The organism is Tersicoccus solisilvae (assembly GCF_014643255.1).
Taxonomy (GTDB): Bacteria; Actinomycetota; Actinomycetes; order Actinomycetales; family Micrococcaceae; genus Tersicoccus; species Tersicoccus solisilvae.
In genome coordinates this window covers 39,471-54,975 of record NZ_BMJI01000002.1, presented here as the reverse complement: position 1 = coordinate 54,975, position 15,505 = coordinate 39,471, and the positions used below count along the sequence as shown (strand labels likewise).

Sequence of the window (15,505 nt, the reverse complement as noted above, 5' to 3'; positions counted from 1 at the left end):
TGCCCTGCCACGTGCTCCACCCCATCGACGACGCGCCCGGCGCGTTGCCGGACGCCTTCCCACGGTAGCCCCGCCGGGGGATCGCCGCGCCCGGCCGGCGCCCGGTCAGCGCGTCGCCGGCACCCGTCCGGGGACGAAGATCTGTCCCGGCTGGGCCACGGTGATGGGGCCGGAGAACCCGGAGGCCACGCCGGCCGCCCACTCGGCGTCCGTGGCGATCCCGGCCAGGTGCGACAGGACCACGTGTCCCACCCCGGCAGCCGTCGCGATCCTGCCCACGCCGTCGGGCGTCGTGTGCGCGATCTGCTGGTGATTGAGGAACTCGGCGGAGAAGTCGCCCGACGCGAAGTAGGCGAGATTGACGGCCTCGTGCACGAGCAGGTCCGCACCGGTCGCCAGGGTCGCCACGTTCTCGCACTCGGCCGTGTCCCCCGAGATCACGACCGAGCCGTACCGGGTGTCGAAGCGGAAGGCGAAAGACGGGAACACCGGCGGGTGCTGCACCAGGATCGCCGTCACCGTCACGTGCTCGTCCCGGTAGATCTCGAACGGGCGCATCACCGGAGTGGCGTCGGGTCCGGCACCGGAGGCGTCCGGGGGCAGCACGAGGTCCACGGGCCGGACGATCTGCCGCAGGTCCGGGCGGGCCTCGTCGACGATGCGGATGCTGATGTCGTCGTCGAAGGCGGCAAGGATGTGCCCCACCATCGCGCTGGTCTGCGGCCCCGGACCGTGGACGGGGACATCGTCGACGAATCCCTCCACCGGTGCGCCCCAGTTCCACAGCAGGTAGGCGGGCAGCTCACCGACGTGGTCGGAGTGCAGGTGGGTGATGAAGGCGGCCCGCAGGTCCCGGCCGCGCAGGCCCGCCGCGTGGGCCTGCCGGGTACAGCCGAGGCCGAAGTCCACGAGGTAGTGCCCGCCGTCGACGACGATCGCGGTCGCGATGCCGGGAGCGCCGCTGCGGATGGCCGGCCCTGCGGCGGTACCCAGCGTGATGACCTGGAGTCCGGTCGAGCCCGGTGAGTTCGCGGTGGTCATGGCAGTCCTCCGGTCACCGGGCCGTGCTGACGGCGGCCGTCGGGCTCACGGCGGGGGCGTGGGCGCGGGCGTTGATGGTGCGCAGCTCGAGGTACGGTTCGAGGCCGAAGGGCCCGCGCTCACGCCCGATACCGGAGGCCTTCCACCCGCCGAACGGCGCGTCGAGCTCCACCTGGGTGTGCTGGTTGATCCACACCGTGCCTGCCTCGATGCGCGTGGCGAGCAGCTCCGCTCGATCCAGATCCGGGCTCCACACGGACGCACCGAGGCCGAATTCCTGGGCGTTGAGCCGGGCGAGCAGGTCGTCGAGGTCGGTGTAGGCGACGACGGGCAGGGCGGCACCGAACTGTTCCCTGGCGACCAGCGGACTGTCGAAGGCGGCATCGGCGACGACCGTGGGTTCCAGGAAGTAGCCGGGAAGGGACGTGCCGCGGCCACCGCCGGTGGCGAGCCGGCCCCCGGCGTCGACGGCGTCTCGCACGAGTCCCTCGACCAGCTCGAGCTGGGACCGGGAGTGCATCGGGCCCATGGTGGTGCCCTCGTCGACACCGTGTCCGACCGTGAGCCGCGCCGCTTCCGCGGCGATCGCGTCGACCATCTCCCTCGCGCGGTCCGCGGGCACGAAGACCCGTTTGACGGCCATGCACACCTGACCGGCGTTGCGGAAGGCCGACCCGACCACGCCCGCGGCCGTGAAGGCGGCATCGGCGTCGGGCAGGACGATCGCGGGGTCGTTCCCGCCGAGCTCGAGCGTGACCCGTTTGACCGTCGGTGCGGCTTGCGCCGCGATCGCCGCACCGACCTCGGTGGAACCCGTGAACGAGATCTTGCGGACGCGGGGGTGCTCGCTCAGCGCCTTGTTGACGGCGCGACGACCCGTGAGCCACTGCACCACGCCGGTGGGAGTGAACGCGGCGACGGTCTCGATCAGGGCGATCGTCGACAACGGCGTCGTCGGGGAGGGCTTGGCGATGACGGTGCAGCCGGCCACGAGCGCGGGGGCGAGCTTGACGCTCAGCAGCGAGATCGGGAAGTTCCAGGGCGTGATGGCGGCGACGACGCCGACCGGCCGGCGCTGGACGAGGAGCGACCGTCCCTGCCGATCGGGAAGCGTCTCCTCCTCGTCCCAGTCCAGCGCCGCGTAGTAGTCGAACACGTCGGCGGCGACGAGCACCTCGCCGACCGCCTCCCGCAGCACCTTGCCCTGCTCCAGGGACAGCCGGCGGCCGATCTCGGGGGCCTTCGCGCGCAGCGCTTCGGCGGCTCCGCGCAGCGCGGCGCGGCGGGCGCCTCGGTCCGCGGCCCAGCCGGGGCCCGCGGCGACGGCGCGAGTGACGGCGACGTCGACGTCGTCCGCCCCGTGCAGCGGGGCCTGGCCCACCAGCTCCAGTGTGGCCGGGTCGAACACGTCGTAGGTCGTCATGGCTCCAGCGTCGCCGCGAGGACCACCGGAGACAACGACCGCGTTCCGTCCAGTGGGAAACGGTGGTTGTCGGCGTGAGGCCGTCCGCGAAGACTGGGGTCGTCCACCACGGATGATCGTCAGCACATCGTCAGCAAGGGGAAGCCATGGAGCCGGATCTCGCCGGGCAGACCATCGTCGTCACCGGGGCAGCCTCGGGCATCGGCGCCGCGACGGCGGCCCGGTTCGCGCGATCCGGTGCCCACGTCATCGGGGTCGACCGCAACGTCCCGGTCGGCGCCACCTCGTTCGTGCAGGCCGATCTCTCCACCAGCCAGGGTGCCGTCGAGGCCGCCCGGGACGTCCTCGCCCTCGCCCCGTCGATCCAGGGGCTGGCCAACATCGCGGGTGTTCCCGGGACAGCGCCGTGGCGCACGGTGCTCGCGGTCAACGTCCACGGCCTGCGCGCGCTGACGACGGCCGTGCTGCCCTCCATCACCGCGGGCGGCTTCGTCACCAACCTGGCGTCCGCGGTCGGCGACGGCTGGGCGGAGCGGGTGGCCGAGATCCAGGCCTTCCTCCGTCACGCGGACGACCCCGAGGCGCTCGCCTCCGTCGAGGCCGACCCGGAGGTCACGACCAATGCGTACCGCTTCTCCAAGGAGTGCGTGCGCGTCCTCACCCAGACGCTCGCCGCCGAGACGATCGGCCGCGTCCGCGTCAACTCGGTGAGCCCCGGGCCGGTGAACACGCCCATCCTCGACGACTTCAAGCGGGATCACGGGGTCGCCAAGGTCGAGGGGGCCATCACCCTCACCGGCGGGGCCGCGACGCCGGAGGTCATCGCCGAGGTCGTGGCGTTCCTCGCCTCCCCCGCTGCCGCGTGGATCAACGGCACCGACATCCGGGTGGACGGCGGCCTCGGCGCGTTCCGCTTCGCCCAGCAGGCCGCCGCGGCCGTCGGCTGATCAGCCGGTGACACTGACCACCCGGTAGGCGGACCACGCCGGTCCGGCGGCGGCGAGCGCGTGCGGGTCGAGGAAGCACGCCGTCGCCCATGCGTCTGCCCACGTCAGCTCCGGCCCCGCGACGGTGACGGACGTGTGCCGCGCGTCGGCCGCGGCGTCGGTGCGCGGGTCGATGATGTGCCGGCCGCGGGCGGCGGTGCCCGAGGTGGCGAGGGCTCCCTCGGTGACGGTGATGACGGTCGCGATGCCGCCGGGTGTGCCCGGCCGCTCGACGCCGATCCGCCAGGCGGAGTCGACCAGGGCGGCCGCCGGTCCCCGCCCGCAGACCAGGTCGCCGCCGGCGTTGACGCTGAACGCGATCCCCGGGACGGCGCGCAGGTGGGCGGCGGCCTGCTCGACGGCCCACCCCTTGACGATCCCGGTGGGGTCCCAGCCGCGGGTGCCGTCGGGGCCGGTCAGGTCGGTGCTGTACAGCCCGCCGGTGGCCTCGACGGCGCGCCGGGCCACGTCCTGCACCTGCGCCAGCCACGGGTCCGCCGCCTCGACCGCCAGCTCGCCGCGCCGGATCCGGCTCAGTGCACTGTCGGGCCGCCACAGGGAGAACACGTCGTCTGCCCGTCGGAGGTCATCGAACAGGGCGTCGACCGCGTCGTCGATGTCGGCACGCGCGGGGTCGGCCGCGCGCACGTGCACCGAGACGGGCAGTCCCATCACCTGGCGCACCCACGCCCGGGCGGTGCGGACGCTGCCGGGCAGCACCGCGGGGAGGCCGAACGCGCGGCTGGTCGCCGTCTCCGCGCTCACGACAGGTGCGCCTGATCGAGCGCGGACTGCAGGCTGCCGATGTAGCCGTCGGAGGTGACGGTGGCTCCGGAGACCATGTCGATGTCCGCGCTCTGCGCGTCGACGGCCTCCTGGTTGAGCATCGGGATCGCGACGGCGTTGATCTCCACGTCGCGGTGGTTCTCCTGCGGGTAGACGACGGCCTCGGCGGCGGTGACCTTGCCGTCCGCGACGGTGATCCGCACCTGCACCGGTCCCCAGCGGGTGTCGACGGCGTCGCCGGTGTAGGTCCCCGAGCCGCTGGTCCCGGAGGACGTGCCGGAGCCGCCGGACGTGATCCCGCCCGACGCCGTCGACCGCGTGTCGGGGGCGACCGCGGCCGCGGCCGGCAGGGCGTTGGTCGAGGTGCGGTAGCTGAAGAGCAGGACCAGCACGGTGACCGTGACGGCGGCCCAGAGGACGATGCGGCGCATGAGGACTCCTGGAAGGAAGGACGAGGATTCAGTACTGGAAGCGTTCGAGGTGGATCCGGTCGGCGGGGACGCCGGCGGACAGGGCGGCGGTGCGCACCCGGTCCATCCACTCCGGCGCACCGCAGACGAAGACGTCCTGCTCGGCGATGTCGGGGCAGAGGTGCAGGAGCGCAGCGGCGTCGTCCCAGGCGTCCGCCCAGCCGGGCAGCCAGCTGGCGCGGTCCCGGTTGCGCGGTCCGGCGAGGCGCACGTAGCGGGCGCCGCGGCGCCGGGCGGTGGCGTCGAGGGCGGCGGCGAGGGTGGGATCCTGCTCGGACCCGACCCGGTGGATCACCGTGACGTCGCCGGGCGCCTGCGGCAGCCCCTCGAGCAGCGACTTCATGGGGGCGATGCCGATGCCCCCGCCGATCAGCGTGACCTTCCGCCGGGTGCGCACGCCCGGATGCAACCGGCCGTAGGGCCCCTCGACCAGCACCCGGGTCCCGGGTCGCAGGCCGGCCAGCCGCACCGTGCCGTCCCCGGCGCGGCCGGCCGTGAACTGCAGGGTCGCGCCGTCGGGCGCGGCGGAGAGGGAGAACGGGTGCGCCCGGGTCCAGCCGGGCCCGTCGAGGAAGCGCCACTGGAAGAACTGCCCCGCCTGGGCGCGCAGTCGGGCGACGCCGGGGCCGCCGACGACGACGGTCGTGGTGGTCGGCGACTCGGGCCGGACGTGCACGACGCGCAGCGGTGCCCGCAGCGAGCGCCACAGCGGGACACCGATGCGGTAGACCAGCACCGCGCCGGCGCAGGCGAGGTACAGGCCCCACCAGAACACGGTCGCCACCGGGGAGGACAGGAACTCCTGCCCGGTCCACAGCTGGTGCGGCAACGCCAGCCCGACGCCCAGGTAGGCGTACAGGTGGATCAGGTGCCACGACTCGTACCGCAGCCGGCGGCGGGCGGCCCGGTAGGACGTCACCACCACCAGGCACAGCGCGACCGTCCCCGCGATCGCCAGCAGCATGCCGGGGTAGTTCAGGGTCAGGTCGACGATGGTGCCCCAGAGCCCGGCGGCCGAGCCGGCCGCGTAGCCGAGGGTGATGATCGCGAGGTGCGCGAGCATCAGGGAGAAGGACGTGAAGCCGACCAGCCGGTGGGTCCGGGCCAGGGCGTCCTGCCCCCACGCCCGCTCGACCCAGGGGACGCGGGCCATCAGGAACACCTGGATCAGCAGCAGGGCGGAGGCGATCAACCCGGTCAGCCGGCCGACGGACAGCAGCGCACCGTCGACCGTGCCGAGGGACTGGACTCCCCCGCCGGCCACCCACAGGGCGACGACGGCCAGCAGCACCGCCCACGCCGCCAGCACGGAGGTGTCCCGCCACCAGGTGGGCGGTCGGGAGATGCCGGTGGCCCAGACCGGCGGCCGGGGAACGGAGGGGCGGGGAACCCCGTCGATCCGGGGATATCCACCGGGGTGCGGAGGCCGGACGGGCTGCTGGACGGTCATGGTCTCACTGTCGGGCGCCGGGCTGGCACGGGCATGTCGCTGACCTGTGCGGCGCCTGTGCGAGTCACGGACCGCCGGAACAGCAGGCCCCGCTAGCATGGTCAGCTGAACCAGGAGCTCTCGACACCGGCAGCGTCGAGCAGCGCCGTCACCCGAGGATGAGGTCTGAATCTATGTGTGGAATCGCCGGCTACTACGGCTTCGGTGAGGACCGGGAACTGCTGGGCGCGATGAACCAGTGCATCCAGCACCGCGGCCCGGACGGCGAGGGTTACCACACCGACGAGCAGGTGGGCCTGGCCCACCGCCGGCTCTCGATCATCGACGTCGCGCACGGCCAGGAGCCGATGTACAGCGCCGACGGTCAGGTCGCCCTGATCTACAACGGGGAGGTCTACAACTACCTGGACCTGCGGGCCGAGCTGGAGGCGCTGGGCCGCACGTTCAGCACCGTCTCGGACACCGAGGTCGTGCTGCAGGCCTACGAGGAGTGGGGCGACGACGCGTTCGACCGCTTCAACGGCATGTTCGGCTTCGCCATCCACGACAAGCGGAACCACCGGCTCGTGCTGGCCCGCGACCACTTCGGCATCAAGCCGCTGTACTTCGCCTCCTTCACCGAGGACGGCGAGAAGAAGCTGCTGTTCGCCTCCGAGATCCGCCCGATCCTCGCCGCGGAGAAGCTGGAGCGCAAGGTCAACGAGCGGATCCTGTACCGCTACCTGCAGTTCCGCATCCACGACGAGGAGGCGGCCACCTTCTTCGAGGGCATCGAGAAGCTGCTGCCGGGCGAGAAGCTGGTGCTCGACACGACGACGGGCGAGCACGAGGTCGCGAAGTTCACCCGGCTGGAGGAGGAGCTCACCGAGCTGGCCACCGTCGAGCGGCCCTACGATGCGGGCGTCATCGACGAGTACCGCGAGCGGTTCACCGAGGGCGTCCGGCTGCGCCTGCAGTCCGAGGTGCCCGTCGGCACCGCTCTCTCCGGCGGCCTGGACTCCTCCGCCGTTGTCGTCACCATCAACAAGCTGATGCAGGAGAAGGCCGCCGCCACCGACTCGCTCGGCGCCAAGCAGCAGACCTTCTCCGCCGTCTTCCCCAACTCGATCAACGACGAGGAGAAGTACGCCGACGCCGTTCTGGCCAGCGTCAAGGGCAACGTCGAGAGCCACAAGATCCTACCGAAGGCGCACGAGTTCGCCGAGGACCTCCTCGACTTCGTCCGCACGCAGGAGGAGCCGATCATCTCCTCCGGGCCCTACGCCCAGTACCGGGTGATGAAGAAGGCGTCGGAGACCGTCACCGTGCTGCTCGACGGGCAGGGCGCCGACGAGATGATGGCCGGTTACATCCCCTACTACTTCGCCTATCTCGGGCAGCTGCGCAAGAACAAGCAGTGGGACAAGCTGGCCGGCGAGGTCGCCCGCGCCACCGACATCTTCTACCGGCTCGGCCGCTTCCGGATCCAGTCGAAGCTGACGCTGAAGAAGGACCTGACGATCGGCTCCCTGCTGCGCAAGGAGTGGACGAGCCGCTTCGCCGGCGAGACCTACCGCGTGATCGGGGACAACCTCAAGCTGCGCCTGATCGACGACCTGTTCCGCAAGTCGCTGCCCTCGGTGCTGCGGTACGAGGACAAGAACACGATGCGCTGGTCCCTCGAGGGGCGCGTGCCGTTCCTCGACAAGGAGGTCGTGAAGTTCCTGTTCTCGCTCTCCGACGAGGCGATCATCAAGGACGGCTGGAACAAGCGAATCCTGCGCGACGCCACCCGCGGCCTTCTGCCCGCGATGATCAGCGACCGGCGGAACAAGATCGGCTTCACCACCCCCGAGGCGGAGTGGTTCAAGCTGATGAAGGAACGCATCTACGAGATCTTCCTCTCCTCCTCCTTCGAGGACCGGCCGTACTGGGACCAGGACGCCGTGCTGTACGCGTTCGAGGAGTACCTGCAGGACCGCAACGGCGCCTCGACCATGGTGTTCTGGCGCCTGCTGAACGTGGAGCTGTGGCTGCGCGAGTTCATCGACGGCGCCCCCGCCCCGAAGGCCGGCAAGGCCGACAAGACGGACTACGAGCCGAACCCGGGCAAGCAGCTGGAGTTGACCGTGCCGGACGGCCACACGTTCCGCCGCTACCCGCTGCGCACCGACGTGTTCTACCGGGACACCGACTTCGAGCCGGCGGTGATGGGCTACGTGTCCCGGTTCGTCGACGGGCTCGGGGAGGCCGGCGAGGACCACGCCACCGCGATGAACAACTCCCCGTGGTACCTGTTCGTCTCCGAGAAGATCGTGGCGATGACGCAGGGCCGCTCCATCCCGGTGTGGGACATCAAGGTCTCCCCCGCCGCCCGGATGCTCTCGAAGGCCGTCGTGCGCAACCCCGGCGGCATCGGCCTGGCCAGTCCGTGGTCGATGCAGCTGGCGATCGACGAGGTGGGCCTGCCGCGGATCCTCTACGCGTCCGCTCGGTCCGTCGTCGGCAAGCTGCAGGGCAAGAGCGGCGTGTTCTACGAGGTGGCCGGCGGCAACATCAACGCCATCGACGGCGCCGCCGGGTACCAGGTGGGCACCTCCACCCACTCGGTCAAGCTCGCCCCGAAGGACCCGGACAAGGTCGCCGACCGGCTGTCCGAGCTGGTCCGCCAGACGGTCCCGGCCCAGTACGCGGCGACGTTCGCGGGCACCGCGATCATGGACGCCAACGACCTCGGCGTCGTGTGCCTGGGCAACGGCACCGACCTGGACACGGCCACCGTCGAGGCGATCTTCAAGGACAACCCGCAGGGCCAGACGACCGAGCAGACCCCGATGTCGATCGTGGTCGCGCGGTAGCCACGCGAGCGGTCCAGAGAACGCCAACTGGACCGCGACGGATCGACGGCCGTCCGATGGTCTGAGCCCGTCAGTGCCGGCCGCCGACCCGGCCGACGACGAGCGGAGGATCGGATGAGCGACGCGGAACCCGTCGTGGGCTTCATCGGCCTGGGCATCATGGGCTCGGCCATGGCCGCGAACCTGTTGGCGGCAGGGCCCCTGCTGGTCTGGAACCGGTCTCCCGAGGCACGTGACCGGCTCGCCACCGCCGGAGCCTCTGTCGCCGCCACGTCGAGGGAGGTGTTCGAGCGCTGCTCCGTCGTCTTCCTCATGCTCACGGACGACCGGGCCACCGACGCCGTCCTGCCGCTCGACGACCCGGGCGCGCTCCACGACCGGATCGTGGTGCAGATGAGCACGCTGTCCCCCGAGTACTCGCAGCGCAGTGCCGAACGCGTCCGCGCGGCCGGCGGACGCTACGTGGAGGCGCCCGTCTCCGGATCCCGCCAGCCCGCCATCGACGCCACCCTGGTGGCCATGGTCGCGGGTGAGGACGAGGACCTGAACCGCATCGCCCCGTTGCTGGACTCGATGTGCGCTTCGGTGCTGCGCTGCGGCCGGGTACCGAACGGCCTGCGGATGAAACTCGCCGTCAACACCTTCCTCATCACCATGGTGACCGGGCTCGCCGAGGCCTTCCACTTCGCGGAACAGCACCGCCTCGACCCGCTCCAGCTGGAGGCGGCGCTCGCGGCTGGGCCGATGGCGTCGGCGGTGTCCCGCGCCAAGGCTGCGAAGATCGTGCACCAGGACTGGTCCGTGCACGCGGCCGTCCCGGACGTGCTGAAGAACAGCCGCCTCATCGTCGACGAGGCGCGGCGCCACCACGTCGCGTCGCCGCTGATGGACGTGTGCGCGGACCTCTTCGCGCAGACCGAGGCGCTCGGTCACGACCACGAGGACATGGCCGCCGTCATCACCGCCGTGCGCGACCGGACCGAGCGACAGGGCCGTCCCTGAGCCAACCCGCCGATGTCCGTCAGCGGTGCATCGACGCGGGAATCCGGCCGCCGTCGAGCGCCGGTTCCCGCAGCAGCCGGACGCGGGCGAGCAGGACGCCGGCGAGGATCGCTCCGAGGCCGCCGACCGCCATGTCGCCGATCGTGTCGTCGTAGGTGACGTAGATCTGCGCAGTGATGAAGGTGCGGCCGAACCACTCGACCATCTCCCACACCGCGCTCATCGCCAGCCCGATCGCGGCGGTCAGGACGATAGGGGCGATCGCCCGCACCCCCGCCGCGCGCGGCGACGCCACGATGCCGAGTCCGGCCAGCAGCAGGTAGGCCAGCGCGCTGACCACCCCGGTGCAGACGAGGTGGATCGGCACGTCCCACCAGTCGACGGAGGTGTACAGGTCCGCGACGTTGCTCCACCCCGCCACGAGCAACGAGACCGACACGGCGACGTCGAAGCCGGCACGCACGCCGACGAAACGCGGGACGACGAGGCCGGGCAGGACGAAGGCGAGGATGCCGGCGTCGGTCAGGCTCCACCCGACGCCGGCCACGACGATGCTCAGGACGCCGATCAGGCGCAGCGCGTCGGCGATCAGCTCCCCCAGCGACTGGGGCGGCCGGAGGAAGTTCGTGATCATGGCGACGGATCCAGGATCTCCGGCTGCGGCAGGCGCACGACGGCCTGCACGGCCAGGTGGTCCGAGGGCCACACGCCGTCGGGCCGTCGCGCGTTCATCCCGGCCCGGACCACGTCGACGTCCGAGGTCGTGACGATCCAGTCGATGCGGCGGCGACCCGCCCGCGGCGGCCGGTAGTTGGCGAAGGTGCCCCAGGGCGGCGACACCCGCACGTGCGCCGCACGCCAGGCATCATCGAGGGCGCCGTCGGCCAGCAGCGCCCGCAGCGCGCTCGAGCGTTGACCGGCGTTCAGGTCGCCGGTCACGACCGCCGGCAGCCCGTGCTCGGCCACCACCTTGCGGACCGCCTCCGCCGAGCGGATCCGGGACCGTGGGGACAGGTGGTCGAAGTGGGTGTTGACGGCGAGGAACCGGACGCCGGTGGCCCGGTCCCGCAGCTGCGCGAGCACCATCACCCGAGGGGTCATGTTGCCCCACGACGTCGACCCCGGCACCTGGGGTGTGTCGGAGAGGGCGGTCTGCTCCCACGCGATCAGGTCGATCCGGTCGGCGTCGTAGTACAGGGGACACCCCTCGCCCCGCCCGTCCGCCCGCCGGCCGTGCCCGACCCGCCCGTACGCGTCCCCCAGGGCGCCCATGACGGCGTCTGCCTGGTCGGCCATCGCCTCCTGCACGCCGAGCAGCGTGGGCCGTTCGGCCGCGAGCAGCACGCGCACCGCTCGCCGGCGGCGTTCCCACCGGTCCGCCGGGCGCGGGGTCATGCTCAGGCGGCGGCGGATGTTGAACGTCATGACGTGCAGGTCAGGGGGCCCGAGCGGCCCGATCAGCGCGTCATCCATGCCACCACCGTACGACCCGCGACGCCGCCTGTCTCTCGGTTGTCGAGAAGTCAGCGGCCGAGCGGCCGCGCCAGCCGCCACGACCGCGCCGGCTGCAGGTCGTGCGGCCAGTGGACGGTGACCGTGCGCATGCCGCGCCGCATCCGATGGGCGAAGGACCGGCCGCTGCGGAACGGGCGCATCGACATGCCCATGGACGCCCCCGGGAGGTAGCGGATGCGGTGGCGTTCGCCCAGGTGGAAGGAGAGGTCGAGGTCGTCGTGCAGCAGCGGGTCGTCCCGGTGCACCGACGCCCTGACATCCTCCCAGGCCGCCCGGCGCATGCCGAGGTTGGACCCGAACAGCGGGGGGTGCCCCAGGGCCGCCCCCGTGGCCAGCGCGTAGGCGCCGAGGTAGGCCACCGCCAGGGGCCCCCGCAGCCGGGGTGGCCCGTCGATGAAGCGGGCGTGGCCGGTGACGGCGCCGACCTCCGGGTGCCGGTCGAGGGCGGCGACGACGGTCGCGACCCAGGTCGGGCCCGGGACGCAGTCGGCGTCCAGGCGCAGGATGAGGTCCCCGGCGGCGGCGTCGTAGCCCGTGGCGCTGGCGGCGGGGATGCCCGGAGTCGCGCACGGCACGACGCGGGCGCCGGCGGCCCGGGCGAGGGCGGCGGAATCGTCGGTCGAGTTGTTGTCGACGACGACGATCTCGTCGGCTCGCCGGGTCTGGTGGGCGAGGGCGTCCAGGCAGGCGGCCAGCGCGACGGCGTCGTCCTTGACGGGGATGACGACGGAGACGGTGACGGGCACCGCGGTGCTGGTCGGCGTGAGGTCAGCGCGCACCACGACCTCCGGGGTGGGCGCGGGGCAGCTCGGGTTGCCGGGGGTGCACCCTTCCGAATCTAGTGGACCGAGACGGCCGCGAGCGGCACGCTGGGAGCGAGGCGTCGCCGGGCGCATCGAGCCGGTTCCGTCAGTGGCCTGTGGCACAGTGGAAAGCATGACGACGACCTCGCCTGCCACCACCCCGGTCGCGCAGCCCAACCCGCTGCTGGCCGACTCCCCGCTGCCCTACGGCCTGCCCGACTTCGGCGCCATCGTGCCCGAGCACTACCGGGAGGCCATCGAGGCCGGCATCGAGGCACACCGGGGAGAGATCGAGCTGATCGTCGCCAACCCCGAACCGGCCACCGTCGAGAACACGCTCGTCCGGCTGGAGACCTCCGGGCAGCTGCTGCGGCGCGCGGCGCTGGCCTTCTTCACCGTCCAGTGGGCCGACGCCACCCCGGCCATCGCCGACCTGGCCGCGGCGCTCAAACCCGCCATGCAGGCGCACGACGACGACGTGGCCCTGAACCGCGGCCTCCACGAGCGGATCCGCGCGATCGACCTCACCCACGCCGACGACGAGAGCCGCCGCCTCGCCGAGGAGTACCTCACGGATGCCGTGCACCGGGGCATCGACCTGGACGACGCCGCGCAGCAGCGGGTCCGCGAGATCAACACGACGATCGCGGAGTTGACCACCGAGTTCTCCGCCCTCGTCCAGCAGGAGGGCAACGACGCCGCCGTCCTCGTCGACACGGCCGAGGAACTGGACGGCCTCTCCCCCGACGACCTGGCGGCCGCGGCCCAGGCCGCCGACGAGGCCGGCCACCCGGGCCGGTACCTGATCACCCTGATCCTGCCGTCCAACCAGCCGGTCCTGGCCACCCTGACGAACAGCGAGACCCGTCGCCGCATCCACACCGCGTCCGTGAACCGGGGCCTCGGAGCACGAGCGGAGAACAGCACCGACAGCCCGACCTCCCGCGTGGACGTCACCCCGATCGCCGCCCGGATCGCCGCCCTGCGGGCGGAGAAGGCCCAGCTGTTCGGCCACGCCAACTACGCGCAGTACGCGGTGGAGGACCAGACCGCCCCGGACTACGCCAGCGTGCGGGCGATGCTCGAGCGGCTCGCCCCCGCCGCCGTGCGCAACGCCGGCGCCGAGCGGGAGGCCCTGGCCGAGGCCGCCGGAACCGGCGTCGAGGCCTGGGACTGGTCGTTCTGGTCCGACGCGGTCCGCCGCCAGCGGTACGGCGTCGACGAGGCCGGTCTGCGTCCGTGGTTCGAGCTGGATCGGGTCCTCACCGACGGCGTGTTCTTCGCCGCCCACGAGCTGTACGGGCTGACCTTCACCGAGCGGGCCGACCTGACCGGCTACCACCCGGACGTCCGGGTGTGGGAGGTGCACGACGCCGACGGCTCCGGGCTCGGGCTCTTCCTCGGCGACTACTGGACCCGGCCCACCAAGAACGGCGGTGCCTGGATGAACCCGATCGTCGAGCAGTCCCGCCTGCTCGGCGACCGGCCTGTCGTCGTGAACAACCTCAACCTCGTCAAGCCGGCACCGGGCGAGCCCGCCCTGCTCACCCTCGACGAGGTGACCACCCTCTTCCACGAGTTCGGTCACGCGCTGCACGGGTTGCTCTCCGACGTCACCTACCGACGGCTCAGTGGCACCGACGTGCCCCGCGACTTCGTCGAGTACCCGTCGCAGGTCAACGAGATGTGGATGCTGTGGCCCGAGGTGCTGGCCAACTACGCGCGGCACCACCGCACGGGTGAGCCGCTGCCGGCCGAGACGGTCGAGAAGCTGCTGGCCGCGCAGCAGTGGGGCGAGGGCTTCGCCACCACCGAGTACCTGGGCGCCGCGCTGCTCGACCTCGCGTGGCACGAGCAGACCGACACCGAGCCGGTCGCGGACCCGCTCGCCTTCGAGCGACAGGCCCTCGCCGAGGCCGGGCTCGCGGTCGAGGCCGTGCCGCCGCGCTACCGGACCGGCTACTTCAAGCACATCTTCGCCAGCGAGTACGCGGCCGGGTACTACTCCTACCTCTGGTCCGAGGTGCTGGACGCCGACACGGTGGAGTGGTTCCGGGAGAACGGCGGGCTGACGCGCGCGAACGGTGACACGTTCCGCCGGGAGCTGCTCGGGCGCGGCAACAGCCGTGACCCGCTGGCCTCGTTCCGGGCGTTCCGTGGCCGGGACGCCGCGGTCGAGCCGCTGCTGGCCCGCCGGGGGCTCGGCTGATGACCGACCGACCGACCGAGAACCTCCCCGGCGAGGCGGAGATCGCCCGGGCCGTCGACGGGCTCTACGCCCGGCGGATGCCGGACTGGGAGCGAGCGCGCGTACGAGCCCAGGAGGTGCTGGCCGCCGTCGCCCGCGCCACCACGGCCGGCGGTGACACGAGCCGGCTCGACGTCACCCAGTTCCGGATCAAGGACCGTCGGCGTGCCGCGGACAAGATGCGGCGCGTGCTGCGGGACGAGCCCGAGCTCGCCCCTTACGTCTCCACGGACCCCGAGCGCGTGGTGCCCGACGTCGTCGGCCTCAAGGTGCTGTGCAAGACGCCGCGGGACCTCGCCGACGTCGTGGACGCCGTCCGCGACTACTGCGGCTCCCCCGACACGGACGTCACCCTGATCCAGGTGCGCGACTACGTCAGCGCCCCCAAGGACTCGGGGTACCGCGCCTTCCACTTGCTGCTGCGGGTGCCGATCGACGGCGCCGTCGGACCCGACGCCGTCAGTGTCGAGGTGCAGGTCAAGACCCGGCTGCAGGACGCGTGGAGCGAGCTCACCCACGAGGACATGTACAAGCCCGGCGGCGCGCTCAAACCGGACCGCTTCCACACCTCCGTGGCCCGTGCCATGGCGGGGCTGCTGGCCGAGGTGGACCTGCTGGCCGACGAACTCGCGACCGAGCTGGATGCCCGCACCGAGGGTGAGGAGGAGCGCCGGGAGACCGTCGTCATCGACGGGGAGGCCGCGACCCACCGCGGCCGGCGCTCGGTCACCGTGCGCACCACCGGGGCACGCTTCGCGCTGGCGGTGGACCCCGAGGGCCGGCAGGGCCTCATCCCCGCCCTGCGGATCAAGGAACTGCTCGGCAGCGAGACGCGCATCGACGTGGACGACCACCTGCGGGTCGACGACGTGCTCACGGTCGACGTCGAGGAGAACAGCAAGGGCCTGTACTACTACCCGGTGGAGCTGCCCGACCGGGGGTGA

General features: G+C 72.2%; 13 protein-coding genes. 5 read left to right on the top strand and 8 right to left on the bottom strand.

Annotation, left to right across the window (positions count from 1 at the left end):
• Window positions 1-105: 105 nt before the first annotated feature.
• The gene (locus tag IEX22_RS03190; protein WP_188666236.1) at window positions 106-1,041 is read right to left on the bottom strand and encodes an MBL fold metallo-hydrolase; all 936 of its coding nucleotides are present in this window, start codon (window positions 1,039-1,041) and stop codon (window positions 106-108) included.
• Between the two features lie 13 nt (window positions 1,042-1,054).
• Window positions 1,055-2,464, bottom strand: a complete 1,410-nt coding sequence (locus tag IEX22_RS03185; RefSeq protein WP_188666234.1) for an aldehyde dehydrogenase family protein — start codon at window positions 2,462-2,464, stop codon at window positions 1,055-1,057.
• A 146-nt stretch (window positions 2,465-2,610) separates the two neighbouring features.
• On the opposite strand from IEX22_RS03185, the gene IEX22_RS03180 reads away from it, so the two are divergent.
• On the top strand, window positions 2,611-3,411 hold the full coding sequence (locus IEX22_RS03180) for an SDR family oxidoreductase (protein ID WP_188666232.1): 801 nt from the start codon (window positions 2,611-2,613) through the stop codon (window positions 3,409-3,411).
• On the opposite strand, the gene IEX22_RS03175 is transcribed toward IEX22_RS03180, so the two are convergent.
• From IEX22_RS03175 to IEX22_RS03165, 3 genes are read right to left on the bottom strand one after another with little or no spacing between them, the layout of a single operon-like run.
• On the bottom strand, window positions 3,412-4,215 hold the full coding sequence (locus IEX22_RS03175) for an FAD:protein FMN transferase (RefSeq protein WP_229659737.1): 804 nt from the start codon (window positions 4,213-4,215) through the stop codon (window positions 3,412-3,414).
• Window positions 4,212-4,667: an FMN-binding protein gene (locus tag IEX22_RS03170; RefSeq protein WP_188666230.1), complete on the bottom strand. Its 456-nt coding sequence runs from the start codon at window positions 4,665-4,667 to the stop codon at window positions 4,212-4,214. Before IEX22_RS03170 ends, IEX22_RS03175 begins: the two co-directional genes overlap by 4 nt.
• A gap of 28 nt (window positions 4,668-4,695) precedes the next feature.
• The gene (locus IEX22_RS03165; protein ID WP_188666228.1) at window positions 4,696-6,156 is read right to left on the bottom strand and encodes a ferredoxin reductase family protein; all 1,461 of its coding nucleotides are present in this window, start codon (window positions 6,154-6,156) and stop codon (window positions 4,696-4,698) included.
• 173 nt (window positions 6,157-6,329) lie between these two features.
• Between IEX22_RS03165 and asnB the strand changes: the two genes are divergently transcribed.
• Both asnB and IEX22_RS03155 read left to right on the top strand, forming a co-directional pair.
• Window positions 6,330-8,993, top strand: coding sequence for an asparagine synthase (glutamine-hydrolyzing) (asnB, locus tag IEX22_RS03160; RefSeq protein ID WP_188666222.1), 2,664 nt, complete (start codon window positions 6,330-6,332; stop codon window positions 8,991-8,993).
• Between the two features lie 114 nt (window positions 8,994-9,107).
• Window positions 9,108-9,995, top strand: a complete 888-nt coding sequence (locus tag IEX22_RS03155) for an NAD(P)-dependent oxidoreductase (protein ID WP_188666220.1) — start codon at window positions 9,108-9,110, stop codon at window positions 9,993-9,995.
• A 19-nt stretch (window positions 9,996-10,014) separates the two neighbouring features.
• Here IEX22_RS03155 and IEX22_RS03150 read toward each other — a convergent pair whose 3' ends face one another.
• Genes IEX22_RS03150 through IEX22_RS03140 form a run of 3 tightly spaced genes read right to left on the bottom strand, consistent with a single transcriptional unit; the run spans window position 10,015 to window position 12,289 of the window.
• A complete protein-coding gene (locus IEX22_RS03150; RefSeq protein WP_188666218.1) occupies window positions 10,015-10,629 on the bottom strand; it encodes a DUF2238 domain-containing protein in 615 nt (204 codons plus the stop codon).
• The gene (locus tag IEX22_RS03145; protein WP_188666216.1) at window positions 10,626-11,468 is read right to left on the bottom strand and encodes an endonuclease/exonuclease/phosphatase family protein; all 843 of its coding nucleotides are present in this window, start codon (window positions 11,466-11,468) and stop codon (window positions 10,626-10,628) included. Before IEX22_RS03145 ends, IEX22_RS03150 begins: the two co-directional genes overlap by 4 nt.
• A gap of 50 nt (window positions 11,469-11,518) precedes the next feature.
• Window positions 11,519-12,289 carry a glycosyltransferase family A protein gene (locus tag IEX22_RS03140; RefSeq protein WP_229659736.1) on the bottom strand — a complete coding sequence of 257 codons (771 nt, stop codon included), beginning with the start codon at window positions 12,287-12,289 and terminating at the stop codon, window positions 11,519-11,521.
• A 157-nt stretch (window positions 12,290-12,446) separates the two neighbouring features.
• Between IEX22_RS03140 and IEX22_RS03135 the strand changes: the two genes are divergently transcribed.
• On the top strand, window positions 12,447-14,522 hold the full coding sequence (locus IEX22_RS03135; protein WP_188666214.1) for a M3 family metallopeptidase: 2,076 nt from the start codon (window positions 12,447-12,449) through the stop codon (window positions 14,520-14,522).
• On the top strand, window positions 14,522-15,505 hold the full coding sequence (locus IEX22_RS03130; RefSeq protein WP_188666212.1) for a GTP pyrophosphokinase: 984 nt from the start codon (window positions 14,522-14,524) through the stop codon (window positions 15,503-15,505). Before IEX22_RS03135 ends, IEX22_RS03130 begins: the two co-directional genes overlap by 1 nt.